Source organism: Spirillospora sp. NPDC127506, from assembly GCF_040302145.1.
Taxonomy (GTDB): Bacteria; Actinomycetota; Actinomycetes; order Streptosporangiales; family Streptosporangiaceae; genus Spirillospora.
In genome coordinates this window covers 18,162-30,058 of the sequence record NZ_JBEORG010000031.1, presented here as the reverse complement: position 1 = coordinate 30,058, position 11,897 = coordinate 18,162, and the positions used below count along the sequence as shown (strand labels likewise).

At 72.1% G+C, this 11,897-nt stretch carries 16 protein-coding genes; 4 read left to right on the top strand and 12 right to left on the bottom strand.

The window, feature by feature from the left end; translation table 11 throughout:
* Window positions 1–60: 60 nt before the first annotated feature.
* Window positions 61–1,323 carry a S8 family serine peptidase gene (locus tag ABTW95_RS25915; protein ID WP_396449945.1) on the bottom strand — a complete coding sequence of 421 codons (1,263 nt, stop codon included), beginning with the start codon at window positions 1,321–1,323 and terminating at the stop codon, window positions 61–63.
* A 113-nt stretch (window positions 1,324–1,436) separates the two neighbouring features.
* Here ABTW95_RS25915 and ABTW95_RS25910 point away from each other — a divergent pair, with 113 nt between their 5' ends.
* The 3 genes from ABTW95_RS25910 to ABTW95_RS25900 are packed head-to-tail and all read left to right on the top strand — an operon-like array spanning window position 1,437 to window position 3,219.
* Window positions 1,437–2,060: a DUF4352 domain-containing protein gene (locus ABTW95_RS25910; protein ID WP_500227636.1), complete on the top strand. Its 624-nt coding sequence runs from the start codon at window positions 1,437–1,439 to the stop codon at window positions 2,058–2,060.
* Window positions 2,057–2,656 (top strand): hypothetical protein, encoded by a 600-nt coding sequence (locus ABTW95_RS25905; protein WP_500227635.1) that lies wholly within the window; start codon window positions 2,057–2,059, stop codon window positions 2,654–2,656. Before ABTW95_RS25910 ends, ABTW95_RS25905 begins: the two co-directional genes overlap by 4 nt.
* Window positions 2,653–3,219, top strand: coding sequence for a hypothetical protein (locus ABTW95_RS25900; RefSeq protein WP_500227634.1), 567 nt, complete (start codon window positions 2,653–2,655; stop codon window positions 3,217–3,219). The genes ABTW95_RS25905 and ABTW95_RS25900 overlap by 4 nt, the downstream gene beginning before the upstream one ends.
* Here the strand turns inward: ABTW95_RS25900 and ABTW95_RS25895 are convergent.
* The 10 genes from ABTW95_RS25895 to ABTW95_RS25850 all read right to left on the bottom strand — a co-directional run bounded on the left by ABTW95_RS25895 (window position 3,107) and on the right by ABTW95_RS25850 (window position 9,341).
* On the bottom strand, window positions 3,107–4,408 hold the full coding sequence (locus ABTW95_RS25895; RefSeq protein WP_500227633.1) for a hypothetical protein: 1,302 nt from the start codon (window positions 4,406–4,408) through the stop codon (window positions 3,107–3,109). The two genes, ABTW95_RS25900 and ABTW95_RS25895, sit on opposite strands and share 113 nt — an antisense overlap.
* 154 nt (window positions 4,409–4,562) lie before the next feature.
* Window positions 4,563–4,871, bottom strand: a complete 309-nt coding sequence (locus tag ABTW95_RS25890) for a DUF1416 domain-containing protein (protein WP_396449950.1) — start codon at window positions 4,869–4,871, stop codon at window positions 4,563–4,565.
* Window positions 4,872–4,901: 30 nt separating this feature from the next.
* Window positions 4,902–5,741 carry a sulfurtransferase gene (locus ABTW95_RS25885; protein WP_396449951.1) on the bottom strand — a complete coding sequence of 280 codons (840 nt, stop codon included), beginning with the start codon at window positions 5,739–5,741 and terminating at the stop codon, window positions 4,902–4,904.
* Window positions 5,738–6,175 (bottom strand): DUF4395 domain-containing protein, encoded by a 438-nt coding sequence (locus ABTW95_RS25880; protein ID WP_396449952.1) that lies wholly within the window; start codon window positions 6,173–6,175, stop codon window positions 5,738–5,740. Before ABTW95_RS25880 ends, ABTW95_RS25885 begins: the two co-directional genes overlap by 4 nt.
* Before the next feature lie 81 nt (window positions 6,176–6,256).
* On the bottom strand, window positions 6,257–6,322 hold the full coding sequence (locus tag ABTW95_RS25875; RefSeq protein WP_353819285.1) for a putative leader peptide: 66 nt from the start codon (window positions 6,320–6,322) through the stop codon (window positions 6,257–6,259).
* A gap of 116 nt (window positions 6,323–6,438) precedes the next feature.
* Window positions 6,439–6,864, bottom strand: coding sequence for a TlpA family protein disulfide reductase (locus tag ABTW95_RS25870; protein WP_500227632.1), 426 nt, complete (start codon window positions 6,862–6,864; stop codon window positions 6,439–6,441).
* Between the two features lie 148 nt (window positions 6,865–7,012).
* On the bottom strand, window positions 7,013–7,732 hold the full coding sequence (locus ABTW95_RS25865) for an anti-sigma factor family protein (protein ID WP_500227631.1): 720 nt from the start codon (window positions 7,730–7,732) through the stop codon (window positions 7,013–7,015).
* Window positions 7,729–8,244, bottom strand: a complete 516-nt coding sequence (locus ABTW95_RS25860) for a sigma-70 family RNA polymerase sigma factor (RefSeq protein ID WP_396449955.1) — start codon at window positions 8,242–8,244, stop codon at window positions 7,729–7,731. Before ABTW95_RS25860 ends, ABTW95_RS25865 begins: the two co-directional genes overlap by 4 nt.
* A 47-nt stretch (window positions 8,245–8,291) precedes the next feature.
* On the bottom strand, window positions 8,292–8,999 hold the full coding sequence (locus ABTW95_RS25855) for an LmeA family phospholipid-binding protein (protein WP_396449956.1): 708 nt from the start codon (window positions 8,997–8,999) through the stop codon (window positions 8,292–8,294).
* An 87-nt stretch (window positions 9,000–9,086) separates the two neighbouring features.
* Entirely contained in the window at window positions 9,087–9,341 is a 255-nt protein-coding gene (locus ABTW95_RS25850) for a MoaD/ThiS family protein (protein ID WP_396449957.1), read from the bottom strand.
* Window positions 9,342–9,532: 191 nt separating this feature from the next.
* Here ABTW95_RS25850 and ABTW95_RS25845 point away from each other — a divergent pair, with 191 nt between their 5' ends.
* Complete coding sequence (locus tag ABTW95_RS25845; RefSeq protein ID WP_396449958.1) at window positions 9,533–10,246, top strand: winged helix-turn-helix transcriptional regulator; 714 nt, start codon at window positions 9,533–9,535, stop codon at window positions 10,244–10,246.
* A gap of 30 nt (window positions 10,247–10,276) precedes the next feature.
* On the opposite strand, the gene ABTW95_RS25840 is transcribed toward ABTW95_RS25845, so the two are convergent.
* Window positions 10,277–11,890, bottom strand: a complete 1,614-nt coding sequence (locus tag ABTW95_RS25840; RefSeq protein ID WP_500227630.1) for a phospholipase C — start codon at window positions 11,888–11,890, stop codon at window positions 10,277–10,279.
* Between the last annotated feature and the right edge of the window lie 7 nt (window positions 11,891–11,897).

Genomic DNA, 11,897 nt, shown 5'->3' with positions numbered 1-11,897 from the left:
TCCTTGGCCTTTTCCGTGGCCTTTTCCGTGTCCGTTCCTGGTCTCGGCTATCGGTCGCGGCTAGTCGCGCTCCTCGGCGGGGATGACGGCCCGGCCCGGGCGCCAGCCGCGCCGACGGCCGCGCGGGATGACCGCCCCGGCGAACGCGACGACGAGCGCGAGGGCGAGGGCGCCGCCCGCTACGGCCAGGCCGATGGTGCGGGTCCGGTGGTCGACCGGTTCGGGCTTCGCGATCGGGACGGCGCCGCCCAGCGGCCGCGCGTCGGCGGCGCCCGGCGTCGCGTCGGGGTCGACGAGGGCGGACACCGCCTGCAGCGGGCTGATCATGCCGTGGCCGCTGCCCTGCCCGTTGCCGCCCTCCGCGGTGATCAGGATCCGGTTGATCACCTGCTGGTAGGTCAGCTTGGGGTGGCGGGCGCGCACGAGCGCCGCGACGCCCGACGCGAAGGGGGCACCGAAGCTCGTGCCCTGCAGACCGCCGGCGTAGCCGTCGCCGAGCGTGGAGATGACGTTCTGGCCGGGCGCCGAAACGTCGATGCGGGTCTTGTGGTTGGAGAACCCGGAGATGGTGCCCGCCTCGTCCACGGCGGCGACGGACAGGACGCCCTTGTAGCTGGCGGGGTAGGCGGCGCTCTCCTTGCCGCGCTGGTCCTGCGCGACGTTGCCCGCGGCGGCGACGATCAGCGCGTCGTGGCGCTGCGCGGTCCGCACCGCCTCGCGCAGCGCGGCCGTGTCCGGCGCCGCCGAGGAGACGTTGATCACCTTGGCGCCGTGCTCGGCGGCCCAGGTGATCGCCTTCGCCAGCAGCGTGTTGTCCTGCGTGCTCTCCCCGCTGGCGAACTTGGCGTTCAGCAGCTTCACCTGCGGGGCGACGCCGACGAACGGGACGTTGCGGCCGCGCATGTCGGCGGCGGCGATGATGCCGGCGACCTCGGTGCCGTGGCCGAGGCAGTCGTCGGGCGTCGTGCCGGACGCGTCGAAGCTCGCGGCGACCTTCCCCTTGAGCTGCGGGTGGTTCGCGTTGATGCCGCTGTCGACGACGGCGACGGTCACGCCCCGGCCGCGGGTGATCCGCCATGCCTCCTCGAAGTCCAGCCGGCGCTGCGCCCACGGCTCGACGGTGATCGCCGAGGCGGGCTGCCCGATCTGCTTGTTGCACTTCGGCGCCGGTGCCCGCTGCGTCTTCTGCCTCGCGGGCTTCTTGCTGGCCGTCGGCGCGGCCCCGGGCCGGTCCGCCGGCGCCGCGGCGGCCGCCGGAGCGAACGCCAGAGCGGACGTCAGGGCCAGGCTTGCGGCGCCCGCCGCGATTCGCCCTCCGCGCATACCTCGTCTCTCCTGACGTGTGCGAACCACACGACAATAAGGGATTCCCGGACCCCGCATCACTCCCGCACGGGCGCGACCGCGGCCGGCGGGGCCGTAATACCATCTGGCGGGTGCAGTCGACGGCTCCCGTTCCCCCGGCTCCCCGGCCGCAGGCGCCCCCGCCGCGGGCGGCCGCGCGGCGGTGGGCCGTGCCGGCGGCCGTGCTCGGCGCCGTCGCGGTCCTGGTGGCGGCGGTGTGGCTCGCGGGCGGGTTCAAGGAGACGCCCAAGCAGCCGGTGAAGAAGGCCGGCGAGCCGCTCGATCTGGGGCTGTTCGAGGTGACCGTCCACGACGCGCGGATCGGGCTCGCCGACGGGAAGTTCGGCAGCGGCAAACAGCGCTACCTCATCGTCCGGATGCGGGTGCTGAACAAGGGCAAGGAGAGCAAGTCCCTGGGCATCGGCGGGCTGTCGGAGGGCGTCTCCGCACTGACCAAGGCCGGGAAGTGGGTCGAGCCCGATCGGGTCGACGGGGTCGCCGGCGGCGCGAAGACCGACACGGCGCAGCCCGGGCTGCCGGTCGAGGCGTCCGCGATGTGGGAGCTGGGCCCGGCCGACTCGCCGTCGAAGCTGACCGTGGGGCTGCGCAAGTGGAGCTACGAGCACGGTTTCACCGACAGCACCTACAACTGGATCGTCCCGCCCACGAGCGACGTGCTCGCCGGTCGCCTGACCCTGCCGGTGAGCCCGTCGTGAACGCGCGGCAGGTGCTGGTGCGGGGCGGCGCCGCCGCCGGCGGGGCCGTCCTGCTCGCCGGGGCGATGTGGCTGCACTCCCTCCAGCCCCGGGTGAGGGCCGGTGAACTGGACCCCATCCGCACCGGCGGCTCGATAGGGGAGAAGGTCGAGACCCGCGACTTCAGCGTGCGGGTCGACAAGGTCGAGGCGGCGCGGTCGCTGGAACCGAACTTCTCGCTCGGCGGCAAGCCCCCGGTCGGCACGGACGGCGTGTACCTCATCGTGGGGATCAGCGCGACGTCGCGGCGGGAGCCGCTGCAGCTCAGGTCGGCCGAGCTGGAGACGCCGGGCGGCTACAGGTTCCGGCAGGACCCGCGCACCTCCGAGGTCTCCGCGGAGCAGCCGACGCTGCAGCCGCTGATCTGGACGCCCGCGAAGCTGGTGTTCGAGCTGCCGGAGAACCGGGTCGAGGGCGCGCACCTGGTCGTGGGCACCGGCGGGCTGCTGCCGCAGCTGTCCTCGGCCGCCGACATCGACCTCGGCCTCGGCAAGGACCGGGCGGCCAGGCTCGTCCAGGGGGCGGCCGAGCGGTACAAGGTCAGGGCGACCTCATGACGGCCACCGACACCCGCCCCGACGGGATCCCGCTTCCCCGGCGCCCGGGGATGCGCCCCCGCGACCGCCGGATCGTCCAGGCGATCGCGCTCGTGTGCGCGATGGCGGCGATGCTCGTGGTGCCCTGGGCGGACGAGACCCGGAACGTCCGCAGGGCCCTGAAACCGCCGGAGAAGGTGACGACCGTCCCCGAAGGCCGGATCGGCGAGCTGGCCGGCGCGCAGTGGAAGGTCGTCGACCGGCGCACCGCCGCCCCTCTCGGGCAGCGGCAGGGCGACGTGGTCGAGCTGCGCCTCGAAGTCGCCGTCCGCCCTTCGGACGCCGCGAGCGCCAAGGCGGTCGGCTCCTACGGCCTGGCGTACCGGCTCCGCGACGACGAGGGCCGCACGTGGTTCGCCAGCGGGCTCCGGACGGCCGAGCCGACGCCGGGCGTCGCGCAGCGCGTCACCGTCAAGGGGACGGTGCCCCGGACGAAGGCCGACGCGCTGGAGCTGGTGATCCAGGCGCCGAAGGAGACGCGGAGACCGGGGGCCCCGCAGGCTTCGCTGCGTTTCGCGCGCTGACCCGCGCCATCACCAGGTTGAACGCCGCCGCGAGCAGGCACACCCGCAGGATCTCGAACACCAGGCCCGTCCCGAAGCCGATGGCCGGCAGCGCCCGCATCCACCACGTCACCTCGTGCGGGCCGATCAGCTCGTACACCGCCCGGCGGGACGCGTCCTCCCCCACGTGCAGCGCGGCGAACAGCAGCGCGAAGGTCGCGAACGGCATCATCCCGGACCGGCGGACGAGCCGCAGCCCGTACCACGCCGGCAGCCACATCTCCCGGAACCCGCGGGTGAGCAGCTCGCGGGGGCTGTTCGTCCGGCCGACCCCGCCGGCGCGCGCCAGCCGCCGCGCCGCGCGGCCGTCGCCGAGCACGACCCGCTCGTCCCCCGCGTCCAGCCCCAGGATCACCCCGGCGATCACCAGCCAGATCAGCGCGCCGAGCACCGCGTCCTTGAACGGCGGCCACAGCGCGAAGGCGGGGCCCGCGACGCCGGTCACCCAGCTCCACACCTCGCGCCCGGTGAGCCAGTCGACGCCGAGGCCGCGCAGATGGTCGATCGTGAAGATGCCGAACAGCGTGAAGTTGATCTCCAGGAAGGCGACGAGCGCCCCGACGGCGCGGGGCAGCCGCTCCTCCAGCCGCCACTCCGCCAGCACCTTCAGCAGGAACAGGCCCGCGGTGAGGCCGACCGCGAGGCCGACGTGCTTCTCCAGCGACAGCAGCATCCCGGCGCCCTCGATCTGCCCCTGGATGCCGCCCTCGGCGAACCCGCGGCTCGCCGCCGCCGACGCGAACTCGCGGGCGTCCTCGCTCTGCAGCCCCCACGCCAGGTAGAAGATGACGAAGGGGAGCGCGGCGCGGCCGATCGCGCCGATCACCGGCTCCTCGTTGCCGACCGCCCACGGCGTGAGGCCGCCGCCCGCCTCGCGGGCGGCGACCACGTCCAGGCCCTCCCGGACGCTGTGCACCATCAGCACCGTGACCGTCAGCGTGATCACCACGAGCAGGCCGATGGTGACGATCGGCGCGACGGACGCGGCCGTGCCCTTCATCGTGCCGAGCCGGTAGCCGCCGTACATGGCGCCGTAGCGGAGCAGCTCGCCCACCGTGAACCACAGGGACAGCGGCAGGACGAACCGCCCCGCGAGCTTCAGCGCGGCCCACGGGAGGATCAGCGGCGAACGCGCGGACGGCCGGGCCATGGCGCCCGATCGTAGAGGATCGGTACGGGAGTCATCGCGGCGGAGACGACGGACCCCGCCGTCCCGGGTGGGGCGGGGCGGCGGGGTCCGAAGGTCTCGGCCGGCCGCGCCGGGCGGGCCGGCGCGGCGTCCGGCGTTCAGCCGGGCGGCCCGGTCAGATCGCGACCTCCAGGGCGGCGACCGTGCCGGTCTTCGCGGTGACGGTGTTGTCGACGGTGACGCCGCCGGCCGCGAGGACGCGGACGGTCCAGTCGCCGTCGGCGGCGAAGAACCGGAACACGCCTTCGTCGCCGGTGACGACCTCGGCGGTGAACTCGCCGGACGAGTCGAGCAGCCGGGCGTAGGCGCTGGACACCGGGGCGCCGTCACGGGTGACGGTGCCCTGGATGACGGCCTCGTTGGCCAGGTCGACGGTCGCGGGCAGGTGGGCGGTCTGCTCGGGCGCTGCGCAGCCCTGGGTCATTGCTCCTCCAGTCTCCGAAGGTCGGCCGGGTTACTTGCCCGCGCCGAGCTCGATCGGCACGCCGACCAGCGAGCCGTACTCGGTCCACGAACCGTCGTAGTTCTTCACGTTCTCCAGGCCCAGCAGCTCGCGGAGCGCGAACCAGGTGTGCGAGGAGCGCTCGCCGATGCGGCAGTAGGCGATCGTGTCCTTGTTCAGGTCGACGCCGGCCTCGGTGTAGAGCTCGCGGAGCTCCTCGTCGGACTTGAAGGTGCCGTCGTCGTTGGCCGCCTTCGACCACGGGATGTTGGCCGCGGTGGGCACGTGGCCGGGCCGCTGCGACTGCTCCTGCGGCAGGTGCGCCGGGGCGAGCAGCTTGCCGCTGAACTCGTCCGGGGACCGGACGTCGATCAGGTTCTTCTTGCCGATCGCGTCCACGACCTCGTCGCGGAACGCGCGGATGGACAGGTCCTGGTCCTTGGCCTTGTACTCGGTCGCCGGACGGGACGGGACGTCGGTGACCAGCTCGCGGGAGTCCAGCTCCCACTTCTTGCGGCCGCCGTCGAGCAGCTTCACCTTCTCGTGGCCGTACAGCTTGAAGTACCAGTAGGCGTAGGCGGCGAACCAGTTGTTGTTGCCGCCGTACAGGATCACCAGGTCGTCGTTGGCGATGCCCTTGGCGGACAGCAGCTGCTCGAACCCGGTCTTGTCCACGAAGTCGCGGCGGACCGGGTCCTGCAACTCGGTCTTCCAGTCGATCTTCACGGCGCCACGGATGTGGCCCTTGTCGTACGCGGACACGTCCTCGTCGACCTCGACGAGGACCAGGCCCGGGTCGTCCAGGTGGGACTCGACCCAGTCAGTGTCCACCAGGACGTCGGAGCGGCTCATGCCGGAACCTCCCTCTCGGAGCGAACTTTCGCGGTGATACGTCGGAAGAGCGGATACATCTCGCAGCCGAGGCAGAACCCGAACGCCGCGTTCAGGAACGCCGCCGCCAGCGCGAGGGCGGTGGCACCGATGCCGAGCCAGGTGGTCCCCGTCACGTATCCGATCGTCCCGACCAGGGCGAACGCGAGGCCGACACCCTGCGCGAAGCGGGGCGCGGCGGCGTCCTCCAGTTCCCTGGGCGGAGCGAGCCGGGGACGGACGAGCACTCTGAACGCCAGTCCGTACGGGGCGTACCGGAGACCGAGGAAGGTCGCGAGCGCGAACACGACGGCCTGAGCGGCGAGCAGTGCCCAGCTTCCGGTCACCAGCACCGCGATGAGAACGACGGTCGTGACGGCCGCGCCGAAGCGCGGCCCACGCGGATCAACCTGCATCGGGGTGCTCCTGGCGGAGTGGAAGCGTGCGTACGAGCTGGGAAAGCCGGAAAGTGCTCGGGGGCGGACGGGCTCGATGCCTCAGGCCATGCGACAGAGCGAGGCGGCCACGCGGCAGAAGTCGACCGCGCGGCGCTTCGTGAGCATCTGCTCTGTCCAGTAACGCACGGCTTCGATGTTAAGCCGCAATCCACGCGCTGTCACATCCGTCTCGCGTTCCGAGACAGTGACATTCGTCTTATCGCAGGTCGTGCGGGTGGGGCTCACAGGATGACCTCGCCCAGAGCGGCGATGACGTCGGGCTTGCGGGGGGCTCCGGTGGCGCGCCGCACGACGCGTCCGGCGCCGTCCAGGACGAGGACGGTCGGGGTCCGCACGACGTTCAGCCGGCGCACGAGGTCGAGGTGGGCCTCGGCGTCGAGCTCGACGTGGGCGACGCCGTCCACCATCTCGGTGACCTCGCCGAGGACGCGGCGCGTGGCCCGGCACGGCGCGCAGAACGCGCTGGAGAACTGCAGCAGCGTCGCCTTCTCGCCCAGGTCGGCGCCCAGGTCGTCCGGCCGGACGGTCTCCGCCACCTCGTCGCCCTCCCCTCGCCGCGCGCGCAGCACGCCGTCACGGCGCCGCCGCACGAGGGCGAACACCGTGGCTGCGAAGAGGACCGCCGCGGCGATCAAAGCTCCGGTCATCGTCGATCACAACTCCGCAGGGCCGCGATTTCTTCCGCCTCCGGTCCCCCCGCCTCCGCGACGGGCCGCTCGGGCCAGGTCGGGAGGGCCAGGTCGGGGAGGCTCAGGTCGGGAGGGCCAGGTCGGGAGGCTGGGCCGGGAGCGTCCGTCAGGTCGGGATGGTGAGGAGCGGGCGCCCGTCCAGCCCGACGACCTCGAAGGAGAACAGCTGGCCGCGCGGGAACATCGTCGACCCGACGTATTCGCCGTAGCCCTTGTCGTACGGGACGTACCAGCTGCCGAGCGCGTCCCGGCGGCCGTCCCGCGCGACCACCAGGAGCCGGCAGCGCGACCCCTTCGGCACCCCCGACAGGTGCAGTTCGACCTCGGTGCCCCATTCCTTCTTGCGCAGCACCACATAGCCCTTGACGTTGCTCTTGGGGTCGGCGGCGCTGATCCGCTCCGCGGTCGCCGCCGGCGACGCGGTGGCGGACGGCGGGGGCTCCGCCACGGTGCCGTCCCGCCCGATGGGGAGGACGAAGCCGCCGAACAGGCCCCCGACGACAAGCAGGAGGCACGCGGCGGCGGCGAGCGGGGCCCACCCCGCGGCGCCCCGCCCGCCGCGCAGGCGGCCGAGCCATCCCCTCCGTCGTTCGGCCGCCCTGGTCAGCAGCCCGTCCAGGAGTTCGGGCGGCGGCCCGGCGATCCCTTCGAGCTGCTCCCGTTCGACCCGGCCGAGCATCGCGGGCAGCCCGGCCAGCCCGGCGAGCTCGTCCCGGCAGCGGGGGCAGCGCGCCAGGTGCTCCTCCACCCGGCTCCGCTCGCCGGGATCCAGCGCGCCGAGCACGTACACCCCGAGGGACGTGCGCACGTCCGTGCAGTCGTTCATGGCGCCAACCCCCGCTCCTCCAATGCGAGTTTGAGCGCCCGCAATGCGTAGAAGGTGCGGGACTTCACCGTTCCGGGCGGTATGCCGAGCGTCCGGGACGCCTCCGCCACCGACCGGCCCTTGTAGTAGGTCTCGATCAGGACCGCCCGGTGCGAGGGGCTCAGCCCGGCCAGCGCCTCCGCCACCGTCCAGGACTCCAGGGCCCGGTCGATGTCGTCGGAGCCGTCGGCGGTCATGATGACGTGCTCGTCGATGCCGGTCTCCGGCGGCCGGGCGCGCTTCGCGCGGTGCGCGTCCACGACCAGGTTCCGCGCGACCGTGAACAGCCACGGCCGCACCGGGCGCCCGGCCAGCGCCTCCGGGTGCCGCCACGCGCGCAGCAGCGTCTCCTGCACGACGTCCTCGGCCTGGGTCCGGTCCCCGCCCGTCAGCCGCAGGACGTACCCGAGGAGGGGACCCCCGTGCTCGCTGTACAGGGCGCGAAGCAAACCCTCATCCGCGGTCGGACCCACACCACGTACACGTACGGCCCGGCCTGGCGGTTCACCCCCTCGTCCGCCTATTTCGGCCTCTGCTGGAGGTCGTTGAGGTGGACGTTCTCGGCCGTCGCGGCGACGCGCAGGCCGTCCGGCGTCGGCTCGATCCGGCTGATCCGCGACCCGACGGGCAGGTCGGCGACCGGGACGACCCAGGTCAGCTGCCGCTTCACCAGCGCCAGCGGGATCTGCGCGGCCCCGTTCGACCCCACCGACACCGGGGTGACCGCGATGCCCTTGGCGGTCGGCTTCACCTCCACCACCGCGGTGCCGGAGACGGCGAAGCCGAGGATGTCGCCGGCCATCTCGACCTGGAGGCCGTCGCCCTTCGGCCCGATCGACTTGACCTCCTTCGGCGCCTCCTTCTTGATCACGGCGTAGGGGATGACCGCCGACGCGGTCGCCGTGCGCGCGGTGACGTTCGCGGCGCTGCCCTTGCTCACCTCCGACAGCGGCGCCTGCACACCGCGCATGTCGACGGTGACGCCGGTGACGGTGACGCCCTGCTCCGTCCAGTCGCCGATGGCGACCTCGATGTGCTCGTACTCGCCGCCGACCGCCTGGGTGAGGAACGGGACGCCGTGGATGGTCACGTCCGGCTGCTGCGGCAGGTCGTACTGCGCGGCCACCTGCTCGCCGATCTTGTCCTCGGCGACCCGGACGCCGAGCCGGTCCGCGGCGACCAGCGCCGCGGCGACGAAGATCAACAGCACCAGCAGTACCTTCCGCATGTCTCTCCTTCGGGCCGGCGGCATGCGATCGCCACACCTTAGTGCGCGAAAACCCCATACCGGGTCGCGCCACGGGATGACCTCGCGTCAGCCGCCGGCGAACGGCGGGAGCACCTCCACGACGCCGCCCTCGGGAAGCGCGACCGAATCGTGCGGCCGGCCGCCCACCGGGTCGCCGTCGATCAGGAACGAGCTGCGCGCGACGACCCGCGCGAACTCCTCGCCCCGCGCCGAGCCCGCCGCCTTCAGCGCCTCCGCCAGCGTCGCCGCGTCGTACGGCTCCTCGTGCGTCCCGGCCGCCGCCTTGGCCGCCGCCCAGTACCGCATCGTCCCCTTGGCCATGGCTCCAGTGTCGCCCAGGCAGGTCCATGGTCGGGCGGCTCGGTTATGCTCTGGGTGAGGGATCCGGGCGACGAGGCCATGGAGTTCATCCGAAAGGCCCTTCACGGTCACCTCGTCCTTGAGCCGCCGACCACCGCCGTCGGGCCTGGGGATGAGCCGTCTGGGTCCTACGTCTTGACGGGAGACGGCACTTGAGCAGCCTGCTCTTGCTGACCAACGCGTTGGAGCCCTCCGACGAGGTCCTGCCCGCGCTCGGACTTCTGCTGCACTCGGTGCGCGTCGCCCCCGCCGAGGCATCCGCGCTCATCGACGCGCCGCCCGCGGACGTCGTGCTGGTGGACGCGCGCCGCGACCTCGTCCAGGCCAAGAGCCTGTGCCGCCTGCTGCGCACCACCGGCCTCGACTGCCCCCTCCTCGCCGTCGTGACCGAAGGCGGCCTCGCCGCGCTGAGCCCGGAATGGGGCCTGGACGACGTGCTCCTGCAGACCGCCGGCCCCGCCGAGGTGGAGGCCCGCCTCCGCCTGGCCGTCGGGCGCGCGGCCGACACCGACGCCGACGACGTGCCGGGCGAGATCCGCAGCGGCGACCTCACCATCGACGAGGCGACCTACACCGCCCGCCTCCGCGGCCGCGTCCTCGACCTGACCTTCAAGGAGTTCGAGCTCCTCAAGTACCTGGCGCAGCACCCGGGCCGCGTGTTCACCCGCGCCCAGCTCCTCCAGGAGGTCTGGGGCTACGACTACTTCGGCGGCACCCGCACCGTCGACGTCCACGTCCGCCGCCTCCGCGCCAAGCTGGGCGCCGAGTACGAGTCGCTCATCGGGACCGTCCGCAACGTCGGCTACCGCTTCGTCCCCGACCACCGCCCCGGCGACACGGAAGGCAAAGCCCCCGCGCGCACCTGACCGTTCCTGATCCGCCGGGAGACGACTCTTTCAGGAGACGACGGCGCCTGTCGTCGGGTCGAGGACGAGACGGCCGGCCCTCGGGTGGGCGAAATCGAACATGTGGACCAGGGTGCCGGCGCGGGCGTCGAACGAGGTGCCGCCGATGCGGCCGGTGCCCCAGTTGTCCTCGATGAAGCGCAGGATCGACGCCTGTTCGACGGGATGGTGGTCTACATGGTCGACCTTCGCGTACGGGGAGATCACCAGGAGGGGGAGGCGCTGGCTGGGGCCGCAGCGGTCGTCGTGGCCGCCGGACGCCTCGACGCGGCGGCAGGCGGGCTGGTCTTGGGCGGGGTCGTCGGAGCCGTTGGTGATGTGCGGGCGGGCGTGGTCGTACCAGCCGTCGGAGTCGTCGTAGGCGAGGATGATCGCGGTCGATCTCCACTCGGGCGACTTCTGGATCTCGTTGATCATGGTCACGACGAACCGCTGCTCGTCCAGCGGGTCGGAGTAGCCCGCGTGGGCGTCCTGGTAGGCGGGGGCCTTGAGGAACGACACGGCCGGCATGTTGTGCGCTGCGAGCGCCGCGTCGAAGTCCTTCAGGTCGTACTGGTGGTGGGCCTGGTCGGTTCGGCCGATCGCGGACACCGAGGACGGCGGCAGGTGCTTCTCGTTGGCCGTCGACTCGTAGTACTGGAACGGCTCGTGGTGGGGGCTGTAGTCGACGACCCGGTTCTTGCCGATATTGGCGTGGGACGACCCGCACACTTTGTAGCCGTGCTCGGTGCCGGTCGGGCGGAATCCGCCTTGGAACCAGCCCCAGGTGATGTTCTTCGCATTGAGCAGGTCGCCTATGTTGCGCCCGGTCATCACCGCGAGGTTGTTGTCGGACGTGTGGTTGTTGTTGGAGCAGTCATCGAAGGCGGGATCGGGGTCCGTGATGACCGTGCCCACGCCCTTGGAGTTCGGGGACGCCACCACGGACGGGTCGGAGACCTTCTCGTGGGTTTTGGGGTCGACCGCGTAGGCGCCGTAAGTCTGGCCTGAGATGAGGTTGAGGGCACCGGGCGTGGACGGCCCGAACACCGAGTCCCAGGAGTTGTCGCTCATCGCGTAGTGCTGGGCGTAGTTCCACATGGCGGTGACGGTGTTGCCGTCGAAGTAGTCCATGACCAGGCCGGGCTCACCGAAGAGGATGGGCTGGCCGGTGCACTTGTCATGCTCGGTGAACTCGACGAACCGGTCCATGCGGCCGCCGTTCACGGCTTTCTGCTCGGCGGCGTAGCCGTGGTTCTGGTCGCAGGTGAGGGCCTGGGAATGGCTGAGGCGCTTCGGGTCGTACCGGTTCGGGTTCCGGGTGCGCAGCGCCTTCGTCAGGCCGTTCACCTCCGGGGTGCCGGCGGCGGCGTGGAAGGGCGTTCCGTCGGTGTTGGCGGCCTTCGGATATGTGCCGAAGTAATGGTCGAACGAGACGTTCTCCCCGTAGATCACCACGACGTGCTCTATCGGCGTCCGGGGGGAACCGCTGGAGGGAGCGGGCACGGCCCCGTTGTTCTTGGCGGTGTTGTTCTCGGCGGTGTTGTTCTCGGCGGCGGACGTGCAGGCGACCGCCAGCACCCCGGTGACCGCCACGGACACGGCCGATGCCGCGAGTTTGCGCATGTCTCCT

Bases quoted from the DNA above. Each gene is read 5' to 3' on its own strand.
- ABTW95_RS25915 (WP_396449945.1), bottom strand. From the start codon at position 1,323: ATGCGCGGAGGGCGAATCGCGGCGGGCGCCGCAAGCCTGGCCCTGACG.
- ABTW95_RS25890 (WP_396449950.1), bottom strand. From the start codon at position 4,871: ATGACCCAGGGCTGCGCAGCGCCCGAGCAGACCGCCCACCTGCCCGCG.
- ABTW95_RS25850 (WP_396449957.1), bottom strand. From the start codon at position 9,341: ATGGCCAAGGGGACGATGCGGTACTGGGCGGCGGCCAAGGCGGCGGCC.
- ABTW95_RS25870 (WP_500227632.1), bottom strand. From the start codon at position 6,864: ATGACCGGAGCTTTGATCGCCGCGGCGGTCCTCTTCGCAGCCACGGTG.
- ABTW95_RS25855 (WP_396449956.1), bottom strand. From the start codon at position 8,999: ATGCGGAAGGTACTGCTGGTGCTGTTGATCTTCGTCGCCGCGGCGCTG.
- ABTW95_RS25895 (WP_500227633.1), bottom strand. From the start codon at position 4,408: ATGGCCCGGCCGTCCGCGCGTTCGCCGCTGATCCTCCCGTGGGCCGCG.
- ABTW95_RS25900 (WP_500227634.1), top strand. From the start codon at position 2,653: ATGACGGCCACCGACACCCGCCCCGACGGGATCCCGCTTCCCCGGCGC.
- ABTW95_RS25840 (WP_500227630.1), bottom strand. From the start codon at position 11,890: ATGCGCAAACTCGCGGCATCGGCCGTGTCCGTGGCGGTCACCGGGGTG.
- ABTW95_RS25885 (WP_396449951.1), bottom strand. From the start codon at position 5,741: ATGAGCCGCTCCGACGTCCTGGTGGACACTGACTGGGTCGAGTCCCAC.
- ABTW95_RS25880 (WP_396449952.1), bottom strand. From the start codon at position 6,175: ATGCAGGTTGATCCGCGTGGGCCGCGCTTCGGCGCGGCCGTCACGACC.
- ABTW95_RS25865 (WP_500227631.1), bottom strand. From the start codon at position 7,732: ATGAACGACTGCACGGACGTGCGCACGTCCCTCGGGGTGTACGTGCTC.